Raw genomic sequence first — 25,713 nt, forward strand, 5'->3', positions numbered from 1 at the left:
CGGCGTTCTCTGTCGTACATTGGGTTAGCCCCAGCGATACTTCTCCCCGACTTCAGTTACGCCAATAACCGAGACGATGTTCTGACCCTGTATGCACTTTCCGTCGATGAAGACCGCCACATAGGTTGACTCGTCAAGGCGACGCTGAAGAAACTCTTCCAAGATCGCAGTGCTATGTTCAACGAAGAGCTCAGAAACCCGACTCTTTGAGAGTCCAAATGAATCCATCAATGCTTCGGTAACCAGCTCCAGATTGCGGCTGCCAAGACCTCGAAACAACGCCACAATACCATACGTCGGTGGCTCAGCGGCCTGGTGTAAGTCATGGTAGATCTGTGGCAGAAAACGTCTTCCCTGTTTCTGCATCATACACTCTGGGTGCTGCCACCGACAGCGTCTGTCCGCCTACAGCAAGACTGCCAGGATTACGTCCCCAGCGACTGTAGGGACCCTGGTGAGGCTTGTCATGACTATGACGCTCCCCGGCTAGGTGCGTCACCTCCCGTTCCATCAACTGAACGCCAACATGTCTGCTCAGCTCCAGATGATGTAACACAAGCGCCGCGACTTCGTCACCTGCCAACTCCGCTAGTGTTTCAATTGCCGCAATACGTTCAGGGTGCGTATGTTTGAACCGCATGGGGCTCCTTTGTTTGGTGTTTGGTTGTTTAGTTTCTCCAAATTACCATCGGCAAAGCGAGCCTCTTTATTGTCAACTAACTTCCGGACATCGTCTAGCATTGGCTTGCTCCTGGGCACATCACGTCCGTCTCGCCAGCGATTCGACTGGTGATGCAACGCACAACTCGAGTGTGGGATGTTTACGATCGTAGTTGCCCGGCATGCTTAAACATCCGGGCAACGTATTTAGAAATTCGCTGTCTCGTATCTAAATTCAATTACTAATTGATTGCGGAGCTGAGTTGCCGGACCAACTGTTCCGTTATCTCGTGTAACGGGAACTTTGTGATCATAAAAAATATCGGTAAGAAGGCCGACCGACAAGAAGTCATTTACCTTCATTAAGAAAACATTTTCGTCGGTTACTACCCAGTAGTTGATGTTGCTATATCTGGCAAACATATTCAGCCGGTTCCGCCATGTTACATTCTTCATAATCTCCCAATCAAGTGTAGCATTCACCAGAGCACCAATATCATTTTTAAAACTGTCACCCGGATCTACTCCAAAGGCACCCTGGGCCGAGAGGTCATCATCCAGAACAAAGATGGAACGTGAGGCAATCGGAGCTACCAGGAGTTTAAATTCATTACGCGGCGTAAACTCAACACCTAGCGATGCGGTAAGGTAACCCGGAGCCATGAGATTTGAGATTTTCTTGAATCCACTGGACGATGTTGTGTCAGGAACGTCATAATTACTACCAATGTAGAATTGGGTTCTGAAATCAATAAAGGCAGTATATCGCACCCAGTCATTCTGTTTGACCGAGGCCTTGCTCCCAAGAATAATTCTGTCATCGGCCTTACGGAAATCTGCACCGCCGAGTTTTGTAAGTGAATACCCTAAGTCAAGGGTGTTTTCCCACGACAACGAATTTGCTGCATAGGTGGCACTGCCAAGAATCAGACCCCGAATGGTTGTTGAGTTTAGTCCACCACCCATCCAGTTTGACAGCTGGGTAGCGTTTAATCCGGCACCAAAAACACCTTTTAGCTTCCACGGGATACTGTCGGCACTCAGGTGACGGATTTTGTTTGATAGTGAATCAGTTGCAACCGCAGCGTCAAGCTGAGCAGATGCCACAGCCGGTACAAGCAAGGCAACAAGTATGGCAAGATGTAGATTACGGAATGTCATGTGTGTCCTTTTTAAAAATCAGTGAAGTGCAAATTTATCGGCTTTCTTCCTACACGTCGTCCGGTATCTGCCGGAGCAGCCCCCACGATACCCCTTTCTGTCTCTAATTTTGCAGTATCTATGGCCCGTCCGCTCTCTGTTAAACCCGCCCTGCCATTACCGGTACGGATGAAAGCAAATGTCAGCGCTACTGGTCGTGGCGTGTGTATCGCTATGGTTGATAGCGATTTTATGGCCCACCCCGACCTTACATTGCCGAACAACAGAATTGTTGGGTATGCGGATGCCGTTCACAATACAGTACACATAGAGGTTCCTGAAGTTCCAGTGACAGCACGCCACTGGCATGGTACGATGACGGCATGTACAGCGGCGGGCAATGGCTACTTATCGGGCGGAATGTACTCGTCGCTGGCTCCTGAAAGCACTGTGCTCCTGGTTCGTACCATGAACGAGAAGAATCGGGTAACAACTGATTCAATCGTATGCGCCCTCGAAATCATTGGTCGGCTGGCTGCAGAACACAACATCCGGGTGGTTAACATCAGTGTGTACGCCGATGAAATCGAACATACACTTGCCCATCCTGTGAACCGGGCAGTAACCAACCTTGTTGAACAGGGAATTTGCGTTGTTTCGGCTACCGGCAACAATCCGCGTGCGCCAATCAGACCTCCGGCTGCAGCTCCTCTGGGAATTGCCGTGGGTGGTCTTGACGACAAGAATACACTTCTTGAATCTGATAAAGAAATGTACCATAGCACGTTTGGCATCACGGAGCTGGGGGTTCAAAAACCGGATGTAATTGCACCGGCAATCTACCTGCCGGGTCCGATACTGCCGGGAACAACGGAACAAGAAGAAGCGGCAGCTCTCAGCGCACTTGATGCACTAACCGATTCAATGCTCCTGGAGACGGCACCTCGGCTTCTCCCGTATACCGGAATTCCTCTGAGCGTATGGACCTCTCGGGATATTGCCGAACTCAGAAACGCTATCGACAACAGAATTAACCTCGAACAGATTATTGCCCCGTATTACAAAATGGTCGATGGTACATCGTTCGCAGCACCTATAGTGGCAAGCATTGTTGCACAGATGGTGGCGCTGAAACCGGATCTTACACCAGAGCAGATAAAAACCATACTCACCCATACCGCCAAACCCCTGCCGGACGTTCCCCGCCTGATTCAGGGCGCCGGAGTCGTTGATCAGCATGCGGCCCTTGCTTATTGCTCGGCACTGGCAAAGGTTGAACACCAGGCAGCCTAATACTCACTTTTTTTATGTTACGATTCCTTCTTGCCATCCTCGTTGCCTCCGTCGCATCAGCCCAGATTCCTACTGCTCCGGTTCTGGATTTACACTCTCCGGTTAAGCGGCTGATTGCCTATGTAAACTGCACTGCCGTTCCAGAACCGGGAAGAATTATCTCTAATGCCGTTGTGATTGTCCGCAATTCACAAATTCTTGCCGTTGGTGAGAAACTGCAAATCCCTCAGGGTGCCGATGTGCGTGATTTGAAAGGGGCTTGGGTTTATCCAGGCTTTATTGATGCATTCGTAAACGTTAAGGCCCTGCAGGATGGGAAAGGAGCCGCTGATGCTGGTAGTGATGACGAGGGACCGGTCACGCCCCCAACTGTGGGAGCACGGCACTGGAATCAGGCAGTCAGACCGGAAGGCATGATCCTTGATCGGCTGCAACTCTCCAACGATAATATTAAAGGTTTTTATAATGCCGGTTTTACAACTGCAAGCGTTAGTTCTCACGATGGTATTTTTTCCGGATATGCATCGGTCATCAGTTTACACCCGGGCCCAGTAACTCCATATATCATTGAACCCCGAGCGGCACAGACTCTTGGATTTGAAAAAGGAACGTCGAAGACGCCATACCCTACGTCGCTCATGGGTTCAATCGCCCTTCTCAGGCAAACCTTTTTCGATGCAGTCTGGTACGCAGAGAGCATGAAGAAAAAGGGAACACCCACAGCCGACATACCTGAAATCAACGTATCACTCGAAGCTTTAGCCTCAGCAGTACACCAGGATATGCCGTTTGTTGCCGCAGCCCAGACTGAGCACGATGTGGCCCGGTGGCTTGCGATTGCAGAGGAGGCGGGTATTCAGATCATCGTCAGAGGTAGCGGGAAGGAGTACCGCAGGTTGGCAGACATAGCCGCACTGAAGCCTGCTCTGATCCTGCCACTCAACCTGCCGGCTGTCCCCGATGTACGCGATCCCATTGCTGCTCGTGATGTCCCGCTGACAGATCTGATACACTGGTACTGGGCTCCCGATAATCCCAGACTGCTGGATAGTGCGGGCTGCACCTTCGCCTTTACGTCGAACGGCTGCAAGGATCCGTCCGAGGCTCTTGCCAACCTACAGTCAATGGTCAAACTCGGTCTTGATTCAGTCACAGCACTCGCCGCGCTGACAACCGTCCCTGCCCGGATGCTGCGTGCGGACAACACCATTGGTACAATTGCTCCGGGAAAACTTGCCAATCTTACTATCTTCAGCAAACCGTGCTTTACAACAGGGACCCAGGTGCACGGTGTTGTGGTTAACGGTGAATACATTACTGTAAATCCCGTTCCGGCAGTAAATACACGGGGGACGTGGACGCTGTCAACTGCTGCCCTTCTAAAACCGCTTACCATCACCATTGGTGGCAGCTCTGCTAAACCGTCAGTTACCGTGGTTGGGGATTCGGGTACAACAATACCGTCTGCCGAGATCCTGAATAACAGGCTTACGTTTACCATTCAAACCTCAACGCTGGGTCTGCCAGGTACGGCACGGGTGACCGCAACGCTTGATAGCATTATGATGCGCGGTACGTTTTACAGCCCTAACGGTACCTGGGCCGAATGTATGCTGCAGCGCAGAGGTCCCGATACCACCAAACAGGTTCAGGCTGAGACCTCGCGTAAACGCCTTCCCCTGCCTCCTACCATTCCCCTTGGGCCCTTCGGCTATGACCAACAACCAAAACAACTGAACATTGTACTAAAAAATGCAACTGTGTGGACGTGTGACAGTGTAGGCATTTTGTACAATACCGATGTTGCAATATCAGGCGGCAAGATTGTCGGAATTGGCAAGGGGCTTTCCGGTGCATCTACTATTGACTGCTCTGGTAAACACATCACACCGGGGATAATCGACGAGCATTCACATATCGCGATTTCACGCGGTGTGAACGAAGGTGCACATGCCGTTACCTCTGAAGTCAGAATTGGCGACGTTCTTAATCCCGACGATATTAACATCTACCGTCAGCTTGCTGGCGGCGTTACATTCAGCCACGCTCTGCACGGATCGGCAAACCCTATCGGCGGACAAACCCAACCCATTCGGATGCGCTGGGGAGCTAACGCAGAGGGGTTAAAGCAGGATAACGCTACGCCGACAATCAAGTTCGCTCTTGGCGAAAATGTTAAACAAAGCAACTGGGGCGACGATTATGTAATTCGGTACCCGCAGTCCCGGATGGGTGTTGAAGAAATAATGCGTGATGCATTTGCTGCCGCCCGAGAGTACGAACAACGGTGCACAAAAGCCTCGGTCGGCGGGTTGCCCGTGCGCCGTGATCTGCAGCTTGATGCTCTTGTCGAGGTACTCAACGGCAAACGTAATGTGCATTGTCACAGCTATAAGCAGAGTGAAATTTTAATGCTGATTCGTTTAGCTGAAGAATTTGGCTTTACAGTCTCCACCTTCACCCATATTCTTGAAGGTTATAAAGTTGCGTCGGAACTCAAACAGCACGGAGCTCACGTGAATACGTTTTCTGACTGGTGGGCATATAAATTTGAAGTGTATGATGCAATTCCTCAGAACGCCGCCATTATGCACGAGCAAGGCCTGCTTGTTGGAATCAATAGTGATGACGCTGAAATGGGCCGGCGGTTAAATCAGGAAGCCGGTAAAAGCGTGAGCTACGGAGGTGTTGCCGAAGCCGATGCATTAAAATTTGTTACTGTCAACCCTGCCGTACAAATGAATGTGAACTCCTTTGTTGGCACACTGAAAAACGGAATGGATGCCGATGTCGTTGTCTGGTCAGCCAATCCACTCTCGAATATGGCAAAAGTCGAACACACCTTTGTAGAGGGTCGTGAGCTTTTTTCAATCGATGCCGATGCCATCCTCAGAGCCAGAGATGCTGCACTCCGTTCAACCTTGGAGCAGGAAGCCCTAACAGCCATCGCTCGCGGGGGGACGCCTGCTGCCACACACAGCCAGGAGGATGAGGAATACCATTGTGACACCATCACCGACGAGATGCGTGGCGGTGAATAGAACCATCCGGGGAATGAGCACTTGGGTTCGAGCCCTATCGTGTGATACGTTCTTCTGGCTGTTGCTGGCTTCGGCCGTGATTCTGCTCCTGCCTACCCTGGCGATGCCATTAGGAGCAGACCAGGCAACGTTTTACCGTGGCGGCAGGACTCTTCTTGAGGGTGGCTCGTTGTACCACGACTTTATCGATGTAAAGCCCCCACTCGTTTATCTGTTCTATGGAATCGGAGGATCACTGTTTGGTGGCACACCCACCGCCATCCGCCTATTCGATGTGTTGTGGCAGGTGCTAACCGTAGCCACCTTATTGCTCTTCCTACGTCACATTGGTACATCGCGTTTAACACAGGCAGGCACCGTAATTTTTTATACGATTGCCTACACGTCGTTGGGTCATACTGGCACTGCTCAGGCTGAGTCCGTTTTTAGCTTTTTTGCAGTCTGCACCTTGTATGCAGTTACCCTTCGACCCGGAGCTGCGCGCGACACCCTTATTGGTATATGCTGTGCCATTGCCTTCCTGCTGAAGTATCCATTAGCCATCATTGGTCCCGCTGCAATCCTTGTTTTTATTTTACGAGGGGTTGCACTCGGTTCTGCCTTCATAACCGTTGCACGTGTAGCCGGTGTGGCCATTGTCACGCTGGCTGTTGCGGTATGGCCATTTGCCATTGACGATGATACGCGGAACGGCTTTATTCAGATTGTGGACTATCTCAGGGTGTACGCAGGCAGCAGCGGATCATTTGTTAGTCAGGCAACTGTTGGGCTCAAGCTAACGTCAAAATTCTTTGGCGATGCATTATCGTTGCTTGGCTGCTATGTTGCCATCACCGGTGTACTTCGTAGTCGCACTCCACTGGTTCGGAGCGTTGTTGTTTTTGGCATCATGCTAGTGGCAACTGTGATGTTGGAAGGCAAATACCAGATGTATCATTTTTCCAGACTGCTGTTACCGTTTGCCATTGTATTTGGTGCCGGTTTACCTGTCGTGCTGGCCGATGTCCGACAATACCTTGGTATCACCGGTGCAATGGCAAGGCTAACGATTGTTTCCGCAATTCTTGCAGGACTCATCCTCTCGCCATTACCCCGCTGGTTCAATATCGCGCGGCTGGCAGGTGCCACTGTATCCAACCCATTGGCGTTTGATGCATACCTCACCCGTGGCGAAGGTGATGACAGACACTACCTGGAGTTCCGGCAACTTGAACAATACCTGAACACAAACCTTACTGAAACCAGCAGAGTTTTGGTTGTATCGGAACTGGCCACACCGATAATTCCGTTCCTGCCTACAAAGCACGTTGGTCCGTTTGCCGATGCACACTTCTATCTTGGCGTTGGTGCGGGACAGAGCTGGATTAACCGGGCCGGAGAGATTATCAGCGGTGCGGATATGGTAGTTGTTGACACGAACGATGTTGCCGAAGGCGTAACACTCCACACATTAACATCATGGCAGGCAATACATCAGCACCCCGCACTGCTTAGCCCCCTAACATCCTCATTTACCTGTACCGACACCATAGCATCCTTTTTTATCTTTCAAAGAGTGAAATGACTTCATATCCGCTCTCTGTTATCAAACCTGCACCCCAGATTGCCGACTACCTTGCTACCGTTGGTAGTTCACAAACACGGTGGACCATTGCTGACGGACGTTTCCCCTGCGTTGTCACCGGCCAGCAGGTTGGTTTGTTTGGCGGCCCACTATACACTCTTCTAAAAATCTGTTCTGCAGCCTCGTTGTCGGCCGAAATCAGCGCCGCTACCGGCAAACCCTCGCGAACCGTTTTCTGGCTTGAAGATGTTGATCATGACGCCGCTGAAGCTGGTAGTGCCTTTGTTCCATCGGAGTCGTTATTATTACAAAAACGTACAATCAGCGCTTCGGCTGACCGGCTGCCGGTGTATAACAGAACCATCTCGGAACAGAACGTTGCCGAAATCACCCAGGCGATTGCAGGGTTCGACGGACGTAACGCAGATGCTGTACGGGAAAACCTGCTGCGGGTGTACACCGTAGGCAGATCATGGGCAGACTGTTTTTTGGACATACTGCAACCGTATCTGGATGCCTGGAACATAGAAGTCGTCCGCGCTTCCAGCGTGTTGCGCAGCGGCATCCACCTGCCTCTTGTGTTGCGTGACCTGGAGCAGTCTGACCTTGCCGATGCAATCAGAGAGCGATCCACAGAGATCGCTGCCCAGGGATACAGCTTGCAGGCACAGGCGCCTGAAACCCTGTTCTTTGTGCACCTGAATGGCCAGCGGACCAGGCTGCACCGAACCGGCTCCGGTTTTAGTACACCCGAAGGACGGCGGTTCACGCCCACAGAGCTGAAAAGTATTGCCGAAGCACAACCAGAATGCTTCTCGCCAAACGTGATGGGACGTCCGCTGGTTCAGGACCTATACCTGAACACCACTGCAACAGTCTTAGGCATGGCTGAATGGCGATATCAACAGCAGCTGGCCTATGCCTACCCCCTCGTTAACCTTACTCAGCCGGAACTGGTGCTGCGTCATCATACCTGTTTGCTCGACGCAAAAGCAGAGCGCTCCCTGGGGAAAACCACCATCGACGTACCCGCCTTTTTTGTACCCTGGGAAGAACTTGAGCGTTCAGAAGTTACCGCACTTGCCGAGAACCTCGTACCCGACCTTCCGGCAGCCACGGTAGAGAAGCTCATCGCCCCCTATCTGAACGCCGCCGGAAGGATTGATGTTACACTGGAGAAAACGGTTGGTGCTGCACAGGCAGCGATAACCACGGCTCTTGAAAATCTGTCGGCACGACTTCGGGCCGGACTTAAAAAGAAGAATGCCGAATCGGTGGACAGGCTGCACCAGCTATGGTGGAGGATCTATCCGGGCGGACATTTAAACGAACGCATTTTTCCTCTCGCTCTCTGGCAGGCTAGAATTGGCAACAACGAAATGCGTAGTTTTGCTGAACATATTTGTCAACATTCCCGTCACCAGTTTCATATTGTCGCAGTTTCGGATCTGCCCGGCCTTCAACCATGAGTGTAAGTCAGCCACATATTCTTATCGTTGATGATAACAGAATCACCACCAAGCTCCTGCGCAGGTATATGGAAGCAACTGGTTTTGTTACAACCGAGGCATTTGATGGTGTTGAGTGCCTGGAAGTGCTAAAAACCATAACCCCCGATGCTGTGATTATGGACGTCATGATGCCAAAACTCAATGGCTTCGAAACCACGAAGGCCATTAAGTCAAACCCTGCCACCGCCTCGATACCTGTAATTCTGGTTACCGCTCTTAACGATGTTAGCACACTGGAAGAAGCCGTCGAAGCCGGTGTTGACGACTTCCTCACAAAACCGATCGACGAGAAGCTGCTCACAACAAAAGTTCGGCTGTACGTGGAAGTAACACAGTCCCGTCAGCGAATCAATAACCTCCGCTCCATTGTTAAAGCCTATAAACACGGTGAGCCGATTTCAGACAGTATCCGGGAACTCATCAACGCCGAGGGACTGTAGCCGGCACGCCCCTCACGTATGTAACTGCTGTTTGAGCCAGACAACAACGACTATTAACAACACTAACCATTTCTACTATGCGATTCTACTCGATTTTACTGACTGCCTCGTTCCTTCTCCTGGCGTCATGCGCCAGCATCCGCGATATCACCAACAGCCTTGCTTCGATGCAGAAGATGCAGTTCAAAATCGCAGGTCTTACCAATATGAAACTTGCCGGAGTTGACATATCAAAAATCAGTGACCCCAAGAAACTAGGCGTCAGTGACGCACTATCACTGGCGGCTGCATTCAGCAAGGGTAGCCTTCCCGCAACATTCACTCTGAATGTTGATGCCCGGAATCCCAACAACGGTCAGGCCGGCAGCCGCTCTACACCCCTGACTCTTAACGGCTTTAATTGGAACCTGCTGATCGACGGCGTTAAAACCATCAGCGGCGATCTGGAACGCCCAATCGAAATTCCCGGCACTTCAGCAGCCACAACCATCCCCCTGGCCGTTTCGATGGACCTGATGCAGTTTTATAAAGACCGTGGCTACGACGGTATCATTAACCTTGCACTCGCACTGGGGGGCGCCAATGGCTCTACCAGTACCGTAAAACTGGATGCACAGCCAACAGTTGGAACGCCCTTCGGACCATTAGTGTATCCCGGACGAATTACAATTGTTGACCACGAATTCCGAAGTAATTAATGGCCTCGCTTCTCCTTATTCTGGGTATCATACTCAGTGCTCTGTGCGAGTACCTTGCAGCGTCACTCAGAAACCTGCGGCAAAGCGTAATCAGCGTCATGGCCGATGAAGGCTCGGCTGTTGCTCAGAGAATTTGTGCCGCGTACGATGACATTGATGAAACCACGTTATCGGTAAGCCTTGTTGATATTGTAGCTGTTACTACTGCGGCTATCGCATTAACAACGATGGCAGACGGCAGCATGCTGCTGATTCTGCTGCAAATGCTTGGCTTGATAATTATTCTTACCATCGCAAAAGTTGTAGCCTCCACGGCGGGTGTACGTTATGCAGAACATACACTGAGCTTCACCGGCTATCTCCTGGCAACCGTTCGGATTGTTTCGCTTCCCGTTCGCTTCTTTTACCGAATCCTGATGCGCCTTACCAAGCATCAGTCCGACGAAGAGGAAGCACGCGAAGAGCTGGAAGCTCTGGTTGAAACGGCACGTGAGGAAGGGGCTCTGGATCCGGGTGAATACCGCATTATGTCGAACATCATGCAACTCAGCAGCATTGCGGTTCAGGATGTGATGACTCCTCGTACCGTAGTTTTTGGGTTGCCCGAAACAACCACCGTCGAAGATGCCTTAAAGAAGCCGGAACTGCAGATGTATTCGCGCTTTCCTGTGTACGAAGGCAACAACCCCGACAGCGTTATTGGCTATGTGTTCGCAAAAGACGTCCTCCGGGCTGCTCTGGCCGGACGCAAGACCGCCGAACTGGGCAAGCTTAAACGCCAGGTGCACTTCATGCCTGAAAATATAACCCTGGAACGTGCTCTGGAACAATTCCTCCAGCAAAAACAACACATGTTTATGGTTGTGGACGAGCATGGTGGAGTGGAAGGTATGGTAACAATGGAAGACGTGCTTGAAACCATGCTGGGGGCTGAAATTGTTGACGAAGCTGACCACGTTGTTGACCTGCGCCAGCTTGCAAAACAACGGCGCGACGCACGTATAGCCCAGCGCGAATCACTAAAGCAGCCAGTGGGAGCTGGACAATAATTACACCGTGCTGTTTAGCTGTAGTTCCATATCAAAAACATATTTCGAAAAAACCCTCTTCACCAACCTTTCGTTTGGAATGGAAGACGGTGAGCATATCGGCATTATCGGTCGGAACGGCGCTGGCAAAAGCTCACTGCTACGCATTATTGCCGGACTTGAAGAGCCCGATTCCGGCAGTATTGCACGACGGCGTGATACTAAATTTGAATACTTAAATCAAAACCCTGTTTTTGCTGACGGCCATACTGTACTGCAGGCAGTTCTGCACCATTCCACAACCGGCGATACTACTGTGGTAAAGCAGACCGACGCGTACTGGCAGCGTGAAACAACAGCACGCATTTTATTGGGTAAGCTCGGCATGAATAACACCGAAGCAGATGTGCACACGCTGTCGGGCGGACAGCGTAAGCGCGTAGCTCTTGCACGTGCCATGCTCTCCGATGCAGACCTTCTGCTGTTAGATGAACCAACAAACCATCTTGACGCTGACACCACGCAATGGCTGCAGGACGAGCTGGTTGCCTTGCGCAAGGGTATTCTGGTTGTAACGCACGACCGCTACTTTCTTGATGCCGCCTGCACACGAATTGCCGAACTTGATCAGCAGCGGATTCTGCTGTACGACGGCGGGTACGAAAAGTATCTTGAACGCAAGGAAAGCCTGCTGCAAATTCAGGAGGCTACGTCGGCCCATGCGCGCAACACCCTCCGCCGAGAACTGGCATGGCTGGCCAAGGGAGCACGCGCACAACGCAAAAAACAAAAAAGCAGAATCGACTGGATAAAGCAGCTTGAACCAGAGCCCCCTTCATCATCATTCCGCGATATCGAAATCGAACTGGGGCATCGGTTTCTTGGCGGTAAGATTATTGATGCCGAAAATGTTGGTGTTAAGGGGCTCTTCCACTCGTTCCGGTGGCGCGCACAGCCCGGAAACCGAATCGGTATCATCGGCAGAAACGGTGCAGGCAAGAGTACGCTGTTACGCATACTGAGCGGCAAACAGATGCCAGATGAAGGATGGATTAATATTGGCGAAACTGTTAATCTTGGTTACTTTGCACAGGAAGTGGAACCACTACCGTCAACAGCAACAGTCCTAAGCTCCGTTCGGGAAATTGCGGAATACATCGACGTAGGCGTTGGCCGTGAACGCTATATCAGTGCACGGGAACTCTGCAACAGGTTTGGCTTTTCTGCCAAACAGCAAAACGCATACGTGCAAACATTATCGGGTGGTGAACGCCGGCGTCTGGCACTGCTTCGGGTGCTGATGAGCAACCCCAATGTATTGTTCCTGGACGAACCAACAAATGATTTTGACATCGTTACCCTGAATGCCCTTGAAGACTATTTGCAGTACTTTAAAGGCGTACTGCTTATTGTAAGCCACGATCGCGCGTTTCTGGATAAAACAGTCACTACGATCTGGAGCTTCGAAGCAAACCAGCGCATCAGAGAATTTCCCGGCAATTACTCCGACTATCTTGAGAAAACTGAAATCAGGAATGGCAACAAGTCCGAGCCCAGAGCTGCACAGGAACAGGATAGGAAACCACGCGCTACCGGTACCAGCACTGACTCATCCTACCCTGCCGGGAAACGGAAAAGAACACCCTGGGATGAGAAAAAAATGCTCGAACTCGAAGAAAAAATCACCATCCTGGAAACCGAGAAAGCCGAACTCGAGCAGCAACTGGCAAGCCCCCTTACACATTACACCCTGGCCGAACACCTTGCCGGTCAGCTCGCTGCTCTCAGCGGGCAAATCGAACGTCTGACCGAGCAGTGGCTTGCCCTGAGTGATAGTGAATAGCTGCCCTTTCAGGCCTTGGTTGCAGACCCCCATCGTTATTCGGGAAACCATTCTCACAGTCGGTGTCTTTTTGTGCTAAACCGTGGCAAGCCAAGGAATTGAGTTTGTGAAACCAATGGTAAGTCATTGATTTCTCTTTGTTTCCACAAAAAACAAGTTTATATTCGTCACAATTGTTTATTTCGAATATGAGTAAAAACATGGCTAAAACCTCAGCCTCAAACCTTGATTCCTCGAAGATGGCGGACGTGCTGTACGGCTTTCCCGACCAAATAAGGCAAGCAATCAGTATCGGTGAATCGGGCCCCATTTGGCGGCAAACTGCGGTATCAAACCGCTACGCCCTATTTGGTCTTGGCGGATCGGCAATTGGCGGCGACCTTCTACGCAGCTACCTTGCCGCTACCGATGGAAGTACGCACCTTGACTTTTCCGTTCACCGCAGTTACGAAACACCACACTGGCTTGACAGTGATACCAATGTTATCTGCAGTTCGTATTCCGGTGAAACCGAGGAAACGCTCTCCGCTTTCGATCAGGCCAGGAAACGCACAATGCGTATCGTTTGCATCACAACGGGCGGAACCCTTGGTCAGCGTGCCGTAACGTTTGGAACACCCGTCATCAATATCCCGCCCGGTTTCCAGCCCAGATGTGCCCTGGCCTACAGCTTCTTTCCCTTGCTTACCATCCTGGGCAGGTACGGTGCCATCGAGTCACGGTCAATGCGCACCCTTACCCGCTCGATAAACGAAACCGTTCGGAACCTTGAAGCGCTCCGTGACGAATACGCGTCGAAAAATGCCAAAAATCCGGCCTACAGCCTGGCCAAAAAGCTGGTTGACAGTGTGCCTGTTTTCTACTCAGCCAATGATCGCCTTGATGCCGTTAACCTGCGCTGGCGCGGACAAATCCAGGAAAATGCAAAGCAAACCGCCTTTGGAAACGTGCTGCCCGAAATGAACCATAACGAGATCAACGGTTGGCAGTTCCCGCCTAACCTCGTGAAGAACTTCCAGATCGTCCTGCTCCGCGATCCGGATGACCACACCCGCGTGAAAGCTCGCTTCGATGTTATGAGGGATATCCTGAAATCATCGGTGGGTGGAATTACCGAACTTCAGGGCGTTGGTAAGTCTCTTCTGTCACGAATGTTTACGCTAACCTACCTTGCCGACTGGACCAGCTATCACCTGGCACTCCTCAACGGAACTGACCCAACACCGGTTCCAGTTATTCAAAAATTGAAGGGGGCTTTGGCCAAGGTTCGGTAGTTTGCCATTTTTACCGTATCTTTGCAGTTCATACCTATCACTTTGTAGGAAAATTATGGCTGCAGCAAAGAAGTCAGCAAAGGCAAAAGTTGTAGAGCCGGCTGACGAAGAAATCGACGTAAAACCAAAGAAATCAAAGAGAAAGGCCAAATACATTACCGTGTATTCGCCCTTCCTGATGAAGGAAACCAAGCACGAGCTCATCGGTGAACCAATCGAAACCGAGAACGGCAGAAAGCAGTGGGCACGGTGCAACGTAAGCCATCACAGCCAGTTGATCAACCTGGATACCCAGGAAGAAGTAGCCGAAAAAGCATCAGGTCCGTTTAAGCTGGATCGTGCCGACTCAAAAGAGTATTCGCCCAAGGCCGAATATCAGATTGGCGACGTGATCTACCACAAACCATGGGATGATGTCGGCATCGTACGGTCAAAAGAAATTATGTCAAACGGCCGCGCTTCGCTGCTTGTTCAGTTCGAAAAGAACAAGGAACGCAGGCTGGTTGAGAATTTTAAATAATAACAATTCCAATTTTCCATTTTCATTTCAGTTTAAACAGTTTATGCCGGTAATCGGAGTTACAATCCAAAGCAACGAGAATATCGACCGCGCCCTGCGCCGCTTTAAAAAGAAGTACGAGCGTTCGGGTGTTCTGCGTGAATACAAAAAGCGGGCATTCTTTACCAAGCCCAGCGTTGAACGCAGAATGGCTCGCTTAAAGGCAGCCCGCCGTCAGCATCGTGTGCAGTTAGAACAAGATTAACAGAGTCGATTTTTTCACTCCGGTTTTCGGGTTCTTTTTAGGTTCTTGACAATTACACCCATTGGCTTGCAAAGCCAGTGGGTTTCTGTGTTTTCTGGGCTTCCTGCTACACGGTTTCGGGGTTTATGCTGTTACGTACAACATCCCGATCAGAAAATGGCATCTTCAGTCCTGCAACTTCCTGGTACGCTTCGTGACCTTTTCCGGCTATCAGAATTATCGACTCACTTCCGGAAATACGTAACGCATACCGAATTGCCCGCTCACGGTCAGGCTCAACGTGAGCCTTGTTGGCCGACGCCATTCCGGACCGCACGTCATCAATAATCGCCAGGGGGTCTTCATCGCGCGGATTATCGCTTGTGATGATCACAACATCTGCCTGCTGCTCTGCAATACGGCCCATCGGACCCCGCTTGGTGGCATCCCGGTTACCTCCGCAACCAAACACCACAACAAGATGGTTGGTAAGCGGACGCAGCGTCTGCAATGCTTTTTCAAGTGCGTCGGGTGTGTGCGCATAATCCACAACGGCAACAGAGCCGTTAGGTAGTTGTATCTGCTCAAGTCTTCCGGGAGGGGGCTTTAGGTTTGAAGCAATCTCTTCTAGGACATCTGTTTTAGGGGTTAGATGCGTAACAGCTCTGAAGGCAAGGCCTACATTTACTGCGTTAAAATCACCCAGGAGTGTTGTATGTAAATGATGAGTCGAGAAGAAGCGGTCCGACCTGCTCTGCACCGTAAACGCGCTGCCCCCCCTGTCAGCCCGGATATTACCTATACGAACCAATTCAACGTGAGCCCTGCAGTGCTGAACCATGGTTTCGTGGTCCGGCCCCACCGTGCTGATTACTGCCCACGACGTCCGGGGCAAGCCGGTAAACAGCTTTTGCTTTGCCATGGCATAGTTCTCCATGGTTCCGTGATAATCCAGATGGTCGTGCGTAAGGTTCGTAAATACGGCAACTGCGTAGCTGATACCCGCCACCCGGTGCTGATGCAGTGCATGTGAGCTTACTTCCATCACAACATGGGTAATACCGTTTTTTACGAATTCCACCGCAAGGTCATACAAAACCGGTGCGTGGGGTGTGGTGTAACCGGTTGGACGTAGCATTGGCTTTCCTGAAGCATCAACGTAGTCAACACCAATTGTGCCAATACAGGCAGCACGCATATTACACTTTCTAAGCATTGTTACTATCAGATTGGCCACTGTGGTTTTCCCGTTTGTCCCTGTTACGCCAATCCAGACCAGACTGTCAACGGCATGCCGTACGCTTGCCGATACGTTCTTTGCAAGCACAGCAAGCGCGAGCCTGGTATCGGGTACTTCTACCCAAGCCCCCTGCCAGTAGTTATGCGGCTCATAGTTACTGCCGGTCTGCACGCACACAGCTGACGCACCTTTGCGAATAGCTTCTGCGATGCACGAATGCCCGTCGAATTTGGTACCGTGTATGGCAATGTACATCATGCCGGGCATCACGTTGCCAACCACGTCCGTGACTCCTGTGATGCTTGTATGCACCGTTCCGCGTATCGTACACTGCCCCAATATCTCGTCCAGCCGATCAAGTAACATCATAATGCGAAAATAGAGTTGTTGCCAGCGTTGTAAGTTCGAACTATGGAACTCATACAATTCTTGCAGGCACGCCTTGGGAAGGAGTTGCCGGGTGCTGCGGCATACAAGATCATGCTGCCGGACGGCACCGATGTGTCGGAGCGGCTTGCAGCACCGCCACCCACGGCACACCACAGCGCTGTATTGGTGCCGCTTGTTCAAGGCCGGGACGATTTGCCCAACGTACTGTTTACCGTACGATCAGAAACTCTGCGCAACCATAAGGGGCAGATTTCATTCCCGGGCGGACACCTGGAGTGGGGCGAAACCCCCGAGCAGGCGGCAATTCGCGAGATGTGCGAAGAAACCGGCGTCAGCAGCACCCAGCTCTCGGTACTGGGCCGGCTAACCCAGATGTACATTCCACCGTCGAACAGTGCGGTCATACCAATAGTGGGCGTGTTAGACGGCTCGTGTACCTTTGTACCCAGCGCAGATGAAGTTGGTGAAATTTTCCAGGTACCGTTGATGCATTTTCTGGATACCTCACATATCTCGTGGTTTGAGCGCACCCAGAACGGCCGAAAGGTTCAGTGGCCAATGTGGAACGTTCACCCGCGGATTCCGCTCTGGGGAGCCACGGCAATGATTGTGAGCGAGCTTGCCTACCTCATTAACAATGAATTCATTACTAAACAAACTTAATGGTGCAATGATACGATTTTTTGGTATCGCCGGTGTGATACTATGCGTCCTTACCGCGTGCGGGCAGTCAGAAATTCCCAACGATAAACTGGTGACAGCATATTCCGACTACGTTGTTGCCCGATATCAGATTGCAGACTCAGCGGCGCTGCGGGCGACTTTTGATTCGATTGCCGTTGCACATGGGTTTACGCCTGATGAAATGCAGAACGAGTTGCGCGCCATGAGCAGCAATGGCAAGCTGATGCGGGCCTTTTACGATAAGGTTGCCGCACGGTTAGACTCTTTGCGTAAAGCCTCCAGCTCCATCGAGAGCCTTTGATACAGATTGTGGCCGAACTGCGCGAAGCTCTCAAAGTACCCTGTGTACCACTGGTGAAGCATAACACCATCGGCCATAAGATCGGCTACATTCCGGGCGGAAACAACACCTCCGCACCGTACAACATGAAATTCATGCCTCGGTGCAATCTCCGAAATCAGCTGTACCGCCGCTCTGCACCTCTGTGCCGAGGCATCAGCAACAACACTCCCGCTGAGTCCGCCACCATACTCATTCACAAAATAATCATATAGTTTATGTTCTGAGTGGTGAAGCATTGTACGCGCATCGGTGTATCGCGTTGATGTGTTGCCCAGAATAATACCATCGAACCCCAAAGAAATAAGCATCCGAAGCAGCTCGGGTAGCTGATCAATGGCAACATCATTTGAAATTTTCACGACCACCGGCAGACGTCGGTCGCGGTGCGCAAGTACAGTTGTAGCAATTTTCTCTAGGCGCCGCTGTAATCCTTCATCAATGGCACTGGAATGCCCAGCAACGTTCGGACAACTCTCGTTGAGTTCGATATAGTCAACACCTGCATCAGCATACATGCCAATGCCCTGTATCAGGCCCGCAGCAGCATCATCCCACGGCATACCCGGATCGGCACTCACGCTGGCACCTACCGGACACCCCGGGCGACGCGGCACCTTTTCAAGAACTTTTGCTACCGCAGCATGTCCGGGATTGGGCAACCCCATCCAGTTGGAGGCTGCCGATGACCGCGGGTAGGGCACTGCGGGCCAACGAACACCCCGCAGCGTATTTCCCTCGCGTGGCAGAAATGTTGTCGTTCCGGCCACAAACCCGCCTGCCCCCTGTGCTGCAACCAGATCGTAGCCCAGACCATGCTTGAACATTCCGGCAGCATTCCACAGTGGCAGCCTGAACTCAATTCCCCAGGCGCGCACCGGTACAGGCGTAATGGTGACTTCTACCGGATGCTCCAGTACCAACTGCTGCATAAACCAGGCACGGCCGGCCGAGAATACCCGCGTTGCAACCGGCGGCGGAAGGTGCACAACAAGCATACGCAGCCTGCGCTCGATCCTGGCAATGAGTTCAACCGGCGTCATATCTGCAAAACTACCAGCATTTGCCGTGTGCGGGGTAAAATCACATGATTGGTACCACACCATTGCTACTCAGATGAGATGATGGCTTATCGCAAAACCAACGGATCTGCGTATGTTACAACAGATTACATCGGGACTGAGTGTTAATGATATGTTCAAGACGTTTTACCGGATTCCTTAGCCGGGCAGCTACCCGCAACTGTGCAGCGTTCATCATGGCGCTTGGGTTGCTTCAGGGTCTATGCATGAATGCATGGGCTGACGGCAACAGCGTCTGCATCCTGATCTCGTTTGACGGGTTCCGACATGACTATATCAGCAGACTGCCCAACGGCGCAATTAAGGAGCTGATAGCCCACGGCTGCACGGCAGATGCCCTAATTCCGGTTAATCCAACCAAGACGTTTCCAAACCACTGGTCTATCGCTACCGGCCTCTATCCGTCAGACCACGGCATTGTTGACAACCGTTTTTATGATCGTGTGTTAAATGACACCTTCAACATGACGCGTACAGAACCTGTCTGGTGGCGTGGCGAACCAATCTGGACAACGGTAGAACGCGCCGGGAAAACAGCGTTTACGTACTTCTGGCCGGGCTCATCAACGCCGATCAACGGTCACCTGCCGTCAAAATGGTTTACATACGAACATAGTCGTGACTATACCAGCCGGGTTGACAGTATCGTTACCTGGGCAAGCATGCCCAAGCCCCCTGACCTGATTGTAAGCTACTTTGAATTACTTGATGACGCGGGGCATCGCTACGGACCCAATGCGCCGCAGGTAGACTCTGCGCTTGCCGTTGCCAACAGTTTGATCAGCAGATTAGTAAAGGGGCTGGAAGCACGCGGGGTTATAAATAACTGTACTATCGTTCTGGTGTCGGACCACGGCATGGCCGAAATCAACCCAGCTACACCACATGATAAACACTTGTCAGTGGAACAGTTTATGGCTGATCCCACAGTCCGTGTTATCGTCAGCAACCCCAATATCCTTGTGTATGGACTTCCAGGTACTACAGCGAACACCATCGCTGCCGGGATTAATGCAGATTCGCAAACGTACAGGGCAACCGCAACTCCCGTATCAGACTTGGACACTGCCTGGCATATCCAATATCCCGGTCGTACGCCGGACCTGATAGTAACGGCGGAGTATGGGTACGACATCGACGTCGGGAAACGTCCTGCTCGTAAAAGCACCGGCGGGAATCATGGATACAGTAACAGCATATCTGATATGAACGGCATCTTTGTCGCCTCCGGTGACAAAATCAAACCGGGTCGGGTTCAGTCCCTTAGTGTTATTGATGTTTACAATATAATATGCAAGCTAACGAATGTACCACCCGCGCGTAACAGCGGCAATGCAAATCGCGTATCTGACGTAGTACACTAAATGCAGACAAAACTTGAAATAGCCCGCAACTGGCTTCCACGCTACACCGGAATGGAGATTGGCGAAATTGGCGACTATGTTCTCCTTACGAACTTCCACACCTATATCAACGCATTTGCTCACCGTTTTGGTGTACCAATTCGCGGCACTGACCGTCCGATGCAGGCAGCTACCAATGCTGATGGCTTAACAATCATCAACTACGGCATAGGATCGCCCAACGCAGCTCTCATCATGGATTTGCTTATTGCCCGAATGCCAAAAGCTGTTCTGTTTCTTGGTAAGTGTGGTGGGTTAAAGCCCAGTACGACAATCGGACACTTCATCCTGCCCATAGCTGCAATCCGGGGTGACGGTACAAGCAACGACTATTTCCCTCCTGAAGTTCCGGCACTTCCATCGTTTAAACTCCACAAGTTTGTCTCCAACAAAATTCAGGCGCGAGGTCAGGAATACCGAACAGGTGTTGTATATACAACAAACCGCCGGGTATGGGAATGGGACACACAGTTCCGCGACAGACTCAGGGAGCTGAGCTGTCTGGCAATTGATATGGAGACGGCTACCATCTTTATTGTTGGGCACAAGAACGGGATCCCGCGTGGTGCCCTGCTGTTGGTCAGTGACGTTCCGGTGGTGCCTGACGGCATTAAAACCGAGTCATCTGACAGAGAAGTCACCAGGCAATGGGCAGACTTGCATCTGGATATTGGCATTGAAGCCATGACCTATGTTGGAACACATGGCGAAGAGATAAAACACCTTCGATACGAGTGAAACAATTTTGTTTTTTTCTTAAAAAAAGCGTAGTGGATTTTTGACAAATCCACCTAATTTCGCTCTTCCGGCTCAGATTATAACAGTATTTACTTACTGATTTTCTGGGGAGAATTTGTTCCGTCTAATGCGGAACAAAAAATCGGGTACTGACGTATGAAATTTTTCTTGTTCAATTAGGAGGCAGGCATGATGAAAGCTAAAGTACTTACTTCATTGCCGTTTACTCGTCTGACTCAATCCATTGTTCCGTTACTTTCTGCATTTGTGTTTCTGTTAAGCATGCAGGCAAATGGTCAAACATGGGTTGCCGAAGCACAGTCAAACGGCTTCACTCTGAAGAAGGTTGTTTCCGATACATCAATTAATATCGGTCAGCCTTTTTCTTACACCGTTTACTACTCGATTCCGGCAGGTGCCAGTAATGTTGTTATCTCGGACATGCTGCCACCGAGTGTTGAATTTCTGAGTGCCTCATATACTTCTCCATGCGGTACACCGGTCGTCTCCGCACCAACAGTAGGAAGCCAGGGTGGAACATACTCTCTAACCTGGGGTTCAGTACCATCGGGATGCTCCGGCTCTTTCACAATAACGGTGCAGTTTCCCAATGGTATTACGTGTAACGGTACCGGAGCACGCAACAGGGTGTGTTTGATGGGTTACCTGAATAATAAGTCTATTGAGTTCTGTACCCCGTACGTTAGTACAACAGCCAAGGCTGTGAACCCATGGAACGTCAACAAGTGGGTTTTAGGTGCTGCATACCAGGGCGGACAATGTCAGTATGCTACTGCAGACTCAATCATCACCTATCAGGTCTGCGTTATTAAGGATGTTGGCAATACCGGCCAGTTAAACCTTGTGAACGGTGTTGTTACCGATGTGTTGCCTACCGGGGCTGTTTTACAATCATCAACCTGTGGTGCAGTCCAAACCGGAAATACAATTACGTGGACGCTTCCGGCAAGCATGTCGGCAACCACGATGTACAACTCAACATGCTGCCAGTTTACCGTTCTGTATCCGCGCTCGCTCTTCCCAAGCGGGTCACAGATCAAGAACACTGCTACTCTTGCCGGAACCCTTGGATCGCCAAATCAGTCATGTGGTACTGTTGCCGATACCAGTCAGCAAACCTGTGTTGAGATCAAAACAATTCAGAGCGCAACGCTTTCCAAGTGGGTGTACACCAACGGTCAGCCGGGATGTCCGGGCAAGTATCAGATCTGGGTATGCAATACCGGCACGACAACGATGAATTCCTATACAATCACCGATACCATCCCGGGTGCTTTAAGTGGTCCGACAGTGACTGCCACTTCAGCCGGGCAAACTGCTTCGGTTGCCGGCAATATCGTCACCATCACCAGTTCAATAGCTCTCGCACCCGGTCAGTGCAGATATGTAGAAATATCGTTCACAATACCGGTAACAGCAGTTGTTGGAAGTACAATTACAAACTGCGCATGGCTATCCTCCCCAGGCATGGCACCGGTGAAGGCATGCGTTTCATTTACGGTTTCTGCAACGGCACCTAAACTCTGTTTGTGGAAGGAAGTTTGCTCAAAGAAAACATCCTATAAACCGGGTGATACGCTTCGGTACAGATTACGAATTCAGAACGTAGGCGGGCTTGCACTCACTGGAGCCACAATTACTGATAATCTAAACAGTAACCTTTCGTATATCGGCAACCCATCGTACTATACCGGTAGTGCATGGAATGCACCTTGTCAGCCGGCATCCAACTGGTCTGGCGTTACTCTCAGCCACAACCCGGTCACCAACCAGGTTAGTGCCTCACTCCCGTCAATCGCGGCCTCGTGTCAGAATATCTTTTACACCAATTGCGGTATGTATGGTACCGGAACTGTTCCGTATTACTTTATCGAGTTTGACGTTAAGGTTACCGATACCTCAGCATTGGGGAATATCCCGAATCAGTTCACGGTTTCAGGCGGTAATCTGGCGTCACCGGCAACATCGAATGTTGACCTGATTAACGTTACCGGTACAACAGGCTACACGTTGCTGAAGGATGTAAAGCAGGCCGGCAGTGGTTCGTATGCATCGTCGGCAGCAGTCCCTGCCGGAGGCACTGCACAGTACCGTCTGCGCCTTTCCGTTGCACCGGGCAGTGTTGGTCTGCGTCATATTACCATGGCCGATCTCCTTCCCAGAAACGATGGTACCAACGATAAGCTTATCCTGGGACCATGTACACCGCGCGGAAGTCAGTTCGATGTAACCTATGCATCCACAGTTGCAAGCACTCCCACCGCCTCACCATGGAACAATTCAGCCGTAACGCCGCCGCAGGCCCGGGTTGATAATTTTGCGCCAATTGGCGCTCCCGGACCGATGTTTGCCGGTGGATGCGGATCTGCCGGTACATGGGGAGCCACGCTCTCTCCGGGAGCACGTAACCTTGGTTACTATTTTGGCGCAACACCCATAGGGGCTGGCGGTAATGCTACTGTTGAATTCACCGGCACTGTATCTACATCTGCCCTCAGCGATGAAAAAGCATGCAATACGTTTGCAGCAAACGGGGCAGTTCGCCACCTGATTAACAGCTCCATCGTTACTGATCAGAAGGTTGGTGAACTTGAATCGAATCTGGCCTGCATATCAGTTAAGCAGACAGATCCGCAAGGCTGTCTGGAAAAGATTCAGATTTCATTGAAGTGTGCCGGCAAAGATGCTGCCGGCAATCAGCAGTATTCATTTACAATGTCGGGATGGAATGCTGCTACCGCCGCTGTGCTGATGCTGGGTTCGCCCGATGGTGCCTTTATGCCTGCTACATTCAGCATACCCGCCGGCTCGTTTACAGTCGGAAGTACATTCACCCACCTTCCGCCGTACACCAACCCGGTCACCATTACGTGGCAACTTGTTGCTAATGGTGTTGTGATTTGCAGGGACAGCGTAAAAGTAGATGTGCCGCCATGTGACGATGAGCCACCGGTGGACTGCTGCAAAGAGTTCATCAGGCGCATTGATCATAAGGGACTCACCTACTCGCCCTCCGGAGCAGTTTCACTGTCAGCATTTATCACGGCTGGTCCCGCGCCACTGCAGAAATTTAGCGCAACCATCATCGGCGTTCAGCGCAGAACAGTCTGTGGAACTACTGCTTCAGCATGGCAACGCTGCTTTGGCGATGTAACGTCGGCCTCACTGACAAATCCGCTCTCACCCGGTCCTACCATGCTGAGCATCTTTAGTCGTGCTGCTCAGTGGGGCCCCGGGCCGTGCGAGTCGTTCATGACAGGCGCTACGCTGAATCTGAACATGATCTTCCCTGCACCACCTGCCAGCTTTAAGTGTCGGGATACCCTGGTATTCGCAATCCAGTACTCGTTTACAGACTGCAAATGCGTCACCTGTAATAAGATTGTTTACGACACGGTTGTTCGCAGGCACCGGTTCCTGCCATGGGATCCGGTACTCTGGACAGGTATCTCAGCAATCCGTCCGACAATTGCCAAGCAGTCCGATCAAACTCAGGCCGACACCGCAGCGTTTACGTCGGTAGTCATGAGTTCACAGTCCGAAGGCACCCTGTGGTTTATCAATCCCAAGGATTCGAATAACACCATCACGGTATCAGGGATTGAAATCTCATCGCCTACAGTTCCGCTTATCGGCTTGTCATCCGGCGGTACCGATGGTCTGCTCATGGGCACCACCGGCTTTATTGGCGTGAATGCTCCGGCTGGTTCTGCCACAGGCGTTGATCTCAAATTTGATAATCCGAACAATGTTCCGAAATGGACACTCAATGTGCGGTACTTGTATGCTGCCGGTGACGGTGAGTCGCCGGAGTTCTCTGATATTGTTGAGTACGTTGCCCGTGTTCCAAATTCAACTCCCGACAAGGTAGAGGAAGACGTAACAAGCCCGCCAGAAAAGGTTCGGACCTACATGCTTACCTTCACCAATGCAAATGGGTATAAGGAGCATGTACGTGAAATCAGCTTCAGTGTTGCCTCACCGCTGAGTATCCTGGCCGTTGGTCCGTCTGGCACCGACGGCTCTACAGCACGCATAACCCTCCTGGCTGCCGAAGCAGATAAGCATGTTGCAAGCGCAACAGTACCGGGTATTGCTGGTGTTGAACCGGGTGGTACCGTCAGACCACTGTACCTGACTGTTAGTGGTGTAGAAGACAGCTCTGCAACGGTTGACTTTGTAACCTATGATAACTACGGCCAGGTACTCTCAAGCGGTACGCTTACGCTGCAGGATCCAATCGCATCGGTGTCAGGCAGCACTGATCCGTCGGCTGTACGTATCCTGGGCGTTGCTCCAAACCCTGCCGGAACATCAATCACCATTTCTGCACTGGCTCCGATTGCAGGTCAGGAATGTGAGATTTCGATTGTTGACCTGACGGGTACTATAGTCTCCGTCCTCCATCACGGCATACTCTCAGCAGGAAATAATGGTATCTACGCAGATGTCAGTACGCTGCCGCAGGGCCGGTACACACTGGTACTGCGTACGCCAACCGGCGCAGTATCAACGCCGGTCGTCATCGTCCGCTAATACGCAAACGCATCTCACTTCAAAGGGCATTCCCGCAAGGAATG

21 protein-coding genes are annotated in these 25,713 nt (G+C 51.3%); 16 read left to right on the forward strand and 5 right to left on the reverse strand.

What is annotated here, in order from left to right:
• Positions 1-24 precede the first annotated feature (24 nt).
• The 3 genes from HRU79_04240 to HRU79_04250 form a co-directional block, all read right to left on the reverse strand.
• Entirely contained in the window at positions 25-369 is a 345-nt protein-coding gene (locus HRU79_04240) for a transposase (protein ID QOJ25898.1), read from the reverse strand.
• Positions 323-640 (reverse strand): hypothetical protein, encoded by a 318-nt coding sequence (locus HRU79_04245; protein QOJ25899.1) that lies wholly within the window; start codon positions 638-640, stop codon positions 323-325. Before HRU79_04245 ends, HRU79_04240 begins: the two co-directional genes overlap by 47 nt.
• 227 nt (positions 641-867) lie before the next feature.
• Positions 868-1,821 (reverse strand): DUF3078 domain-containing protein, encoded by a 954-nt coding sequence (locus HRU79_04250; protein ID QOJ25900.1) that lies wholly within the window; start codon positions 1,819-1,821, stop codon positions 868-870.
• 21 nt (positions 1,822-1,842) lie between these two features.
• Between HRU79_04250 and HRU79_04255 the strand changes: the two genes are divergently transcribed.
• From HRU79_04255 to rpsU, 11 genes are all read left to right on the forward strand, one after another.
• The gene (locus tag HRU79_04255; GenBank protein ID QOJ25901.1) at positions 1,843-3,093 is read left to right on the forward strand and encodes a S8 family serine peptidase; all 1,251 of its coding nucleotides are present in this window, start codon (positions 1,843-1,845) and stop codon (positions 3,091-3,093) included.
• A gap of 14 nt (positions 3,094-3,107) precedes the next feature.
• The gene (locus HRU79_04260; protein QOJ25902.1) at positions 3,108-6,134 is read left to right on the forward strand and encodes an amidohydrolase family protein; all 3,027 of its coding nucleotides are present in this window, start codon (positions 3,108-3,110) and stop codon (positions 6,132-6,134) included.
• 13 nt (positions 6,135-6,147) lie between these two features.
• Positions 6,148-7,698 carry a glycosyltransferase family 39 protein gene (locus tag HRU79_04265; GenBank protein ID QOJ25903.1) on the forward strand — a complete coding sequence of 517 codons (1,551 nt, stop codon included), beginning with the start codon at positions 6,148-6,150 and terminating at the stop codon, positions 7,696-7,698.
• The gene (gene bshC, locus HRU79_04270; GenBank protein ID QOJ25904.1) at positions 7,695-9,167 is read left to right on the forward strand and encodes a bacillithiol biosynthesis BshC; all 1,473 of its coding nucleotides are present in this window, start codon (positions 7,695-7,697) and stop codon (positions 9,165-9,167) included. Before HRU79_04265 ends, bshC begins: the two co-directional genes overlap by 4 nt.
• A complete protein-coding gene (locus tag HRU79_04275; protein QOJ25905.1) occupies positions 9,164-9,649 on the forward strand; it encodes a response regulator in 486 nt (161 codons plus the stop codon). The genes bshC and HRU79_04275 overlap by 4 nt, the downstream gene beginning before the upstream one ends.
• Positions 9,650-9,726: 77 nt before the next feature.
• A complete protein-coding gene (locus HRU79_04280; protein QOJ25906.1) occupies positions 9,727-10,347 on the forward strand; it encodes a hypothetical protein in 621 nt (206 codons plus the stop codon).
• On the forward strand, positions 10,347-11,396 hold the full coding sequence (locus HRU79_04285) for a CBS domain-containing protein (GenBank protein QOJ25907.1): 1,050 nt from the start codon (positions 10,347-10,349) through the stop codon (positions 11,394-11,396). The genes HRU79_04280 and HRU79_04285 overlap by 1 nt, the downstream gene beginning before the upstream one ends.
• A 7-nt stretch (positions 11,397-11,403) precedes the next feature.
• Positions 11,404-13,218 carry an ABC-F family ATP-binding cassette domain-containing protein gene (locus tag HRU79_04290; GenBank protein ID QOJ25908.1) on the forward strand — a complete coding sequence of 605 codons (1,815 nt, stop codon included), beginning with the start codon at positions 11,404-11,406 and terminating at the stop codon, positions 13,216-13,218.
• 188 nt (positions 13,219-13,406) lie between these two features.
• A complete protein-coding gene (locus tag HRU79_04295) occupies positions 13,407-14,492 on the forward strand; it encodes a bifunctional phosphoglucose/phosphomannose isomerase (GenBank protein ID QOJ25909.1) in 1,086 nt (361 codons plus the stop codon).
• Positions 14,493-14,547: 55 nt separating this feature from the next.
• A complete protein-coding gene (locus HRU79_04300; protein QOJ25910.1) occupies positions 14,548-15,012 on the forward strand; it encodes a hypothetical protein in 465 nt (154 codons plus the stop codon).
• A 43-nt stretch (positions 15,013-15,055) separates the two neighbouring features.
• A complete protein-coding gene (gene rpsU, locus HRU79_04305; protein ID QOJ25911.1) occupies positions 15,056-15,256 on the forward strand; it encodes a 30S ribosomal protein S21 in 201 nt (66 codons plus the stop codon).
• 106 nt (positions 15,257-15,362) lie between these two features.
• Here the strand turns inward: rpsU and HRU79_04310 are convergent, their stop codons facing one another.
• The gene (locus HRU79_04310; GenBank protein ID QOJ25912.1) at positions 15,363-16,844 is read right to left on the reverse strand and encodes a UDP-N-acetylmuramoyl-L-alanyl-D-glutamate--2,6-diaminopimelate ligase; all 1,482 of its coding nucleotides are present in this window, start codon (positions 16,842-16,844) and stop codon (positions 15,363-15,365) included.
• A gap of 42 nt (positions 16,845-16,886) precedes the next feature.
• On the opposite strand from HRU79_04310, the gene HRU79_04315 reads away from it, so the two are divergent.
• Positions 16,887-17,528, forward strand: a complete 642-nt coding sequence (locus tag HRU79_04315) for a CoA pyrophosphatase (GenBank protein ID QOJ25913.1) — start codon at positions 16,887-16,889, stop codon at positions 17,526-17,528.
• Positions 17,529-17,535: 7 nt separating this feature from the next.
• A complete protein-coding gene (locus HRU79_04320) occupies positions 17,536-17,850 on the forward strand; it encodes a hypothetical protein (GenBank protein ID QOJ25914.1) in 315 nt (104 codons plus the stop codon).
• Here the strand turns inward: HRU79_04320 and HRU79_04325 are convergent.
• Complete coding sequence (locus HRU79_04325) at positions 17,784-18,932, reverse strand: hypothetical protein (GenBank protein QOJ25915.1); 1,149 nt, start codon at positions 18,930-18,932, stop codon at positions 17,784-17,786. The two genes, HRU79_04320 and HRU79_04325, sit on opposite strands and share 67 nt — an antisense overlap.
• A gap of 146 nt (positions 18,933-19,078) precedes the next feature.
• Between HRU79_04325 and HRU79_04330 the strand changes: the two genes are divergently transcribed.
• The 3 genes from HRU79_04330 to HRU79_04340 all read left to right on the forward strand — a co-directional run bounded on the left by HRU79_04330 (position 19,079) and on the right by HRU79_04340 (position 25,669).
• On the forward strand, positions 19,079-20,335 hold the full coding sequence (locus HRU79_04330) for an alkaline phosphatase family protein (protein ID QOJ25916.1): 1,257 nt from the start codon (positions 19,079-19,081) through the stop codon (positions 20,333-20,335).
• Entirely contained in the window at positions 20,336-21,112 is a 777-nt protein-coding gene (locus tag HRU79_04335; protein QOJ25917.1) for an AMP nucleosidase, read from the forward strand.
• Positions 21,113-21,301: 189 nt separating this feature from the next.
• Complete coding sequence (locus HRU79_04340; GenBank protein QOJ25918.1) at positions 21,302-25,669, forward strand: DUF11 domain-containing protein; 4,368 nt, start codon at positions 21,302-21,304, stop codon at positions 25,667-25,669.
• Positions 25,670-25,713 lie beyond the last annotated feature (44 nt).

This window comes from Ignavibacteria bacterium (genome assembly GCA_015709655.1).
In the GTDB taxonomy this organism is placed as follows: Bacteria; Bacteroidota; Ignavibacteria; order Kapaibacteriales; family Kapaibacteriaceae; genus OLB6.

What these genes read in the sequence shown, in the direction of transcription:
- HRU79_04325 (QOJ25915.1), bottom strand. Translation starts at nt 18,932, where the DNA reads ATGACGCCGGTTGAACTCATTGCCAGGATCGAGCGCAGGCTGCGTATG.
- HRU79_04300 (QOJ25910.1), top strand. Translation starts at nt 14,548, where the DNA reads ATGGCTGCAGCAAAGAAGTCAGCAAAGGCAAAAGTTGTAGAGCCGGCT.
- HRU79_04280 (QOJ25906.1), top strand. Translation starts at nt 9,727, where the DNA reads ATGCGATTCTACTCGATTTTACTGACTGCCTCGTTCCTTCTCCTGGCG.
- HRU79_04310 (QOJ25912.1), bottom strand. Translation starts at nt 16,844, where the DNA reads ATGATGTTACTTGATCGGCTGGACGAGATATTGGGGCAGTGTACGATA.
- HRU79_04275 (QOJ25905.1), top strand. Translation starts at nt 9,164, where the DNA reads ATGAGTGTAAGTCAGCCACATATTCTTATCGTTGATGATAACAGAATC.
- HRU79_04295 (QOJ25909.1), top strand. Translation starts at nt 13,407, where the DNA reads ATGAGTAAAAACATGGCTAAAACCTCAGCCTCAAACCTTGATTCCTCG.
- bshC (QOJ25904.1), top strand. Translation starts at nt 7,695, where the DNA reads ATGACTTCATATCCGCTCTCTGTTATCAAACCTGCACCCCAGATTGCC.
- HRU79_04250 (QOJ25900.1), bottom strand. Translation starts at nt 1,821, where the DNA reads ATGACATTCCGTAATCTACATCTTGCCATACTTGTTGCCTTGCTTGTA.
- HRU79_04315 (QOJ25913.1), top strand. Translation starts at nt 16,887, where the DNA reads ATGGAACTCATACAATTCTTGCAGGCACGCCTTGGGAAGGAGTTGCCG.
- HRU79_04285 (QOJ25907.1), top strand. Translation starts at nt 10,347, where the DNA reads ATGGCCTCGCTTCTCCTTATTCTGGGTATCATACTCAGTGCTCTGTGC.
- HRU79_04245 (QOJ25899.1), bottom strand. Translation starts at nt 640, where the DNA reads ATGCGGTTCAAACATACGCACCCTGAACGTATTGCGGCAATTGAAACA.
- HRU79_04265 (QOJ25903.1), top strand. Translation starts at nt 6,148, where the DNA reads ATGAGCACTTGGGTTCGAGCCCTATCGTGTGATACGTTCTTCTGGCTG.
- HRU79_04240 (QOJ25898.1), bottom strand. Translation starts at nt 369, where the DNA reads ATGATGCAGAAACAGGGAAGACGTTTTCTGCCACAGATCTACCATGAC.
- HRU79_04330 (QOJ25916.1), top strand. Translation starts at nt 19,079, where the DNA reads ATGATATGTTCAAGACGTTTTACCGGATTCCTTAGCCGGGCAGCTACC.
- rpsU (QOJ25911.1), top strand. Translation starts at nt 15,056, where the DNA reads ATGCCGGTAATCGGAGTTACAATCCAAAGCAACGAGAATATCGACCGC.
- HRU79_04340 (QOJ25918.1), top strand. Translation starts at nt 21,302, where the DNA reads ATGATGAAAGCTAAAGTACTTACTTCATTGCCGTTTACTCGTCTGACT.
- HRU79_04260 (QOJ25902.1), top strand. Translation starts at nt 3,108, where the DNA reads ATGTTACGATTCCTTCTTGCCATCCTCGTTGCCTCCGTCGCATCAGCC.
- HRU79_04320 (QOJ25914.1), top strand. Translation starts at nt 17,536, where the DNA reads ATGATACGATTTTTTGGTATCGCCGGTGTGATACTATGCGTCCTTACC.
- HRU79_04335 (QOJ25917.1), top strand. Translation starts at nt 20,336, where the DNA reads ATGCAGACAAAACTTGAAATAGCCCGCAACTGGCTTCCACGCTACACC.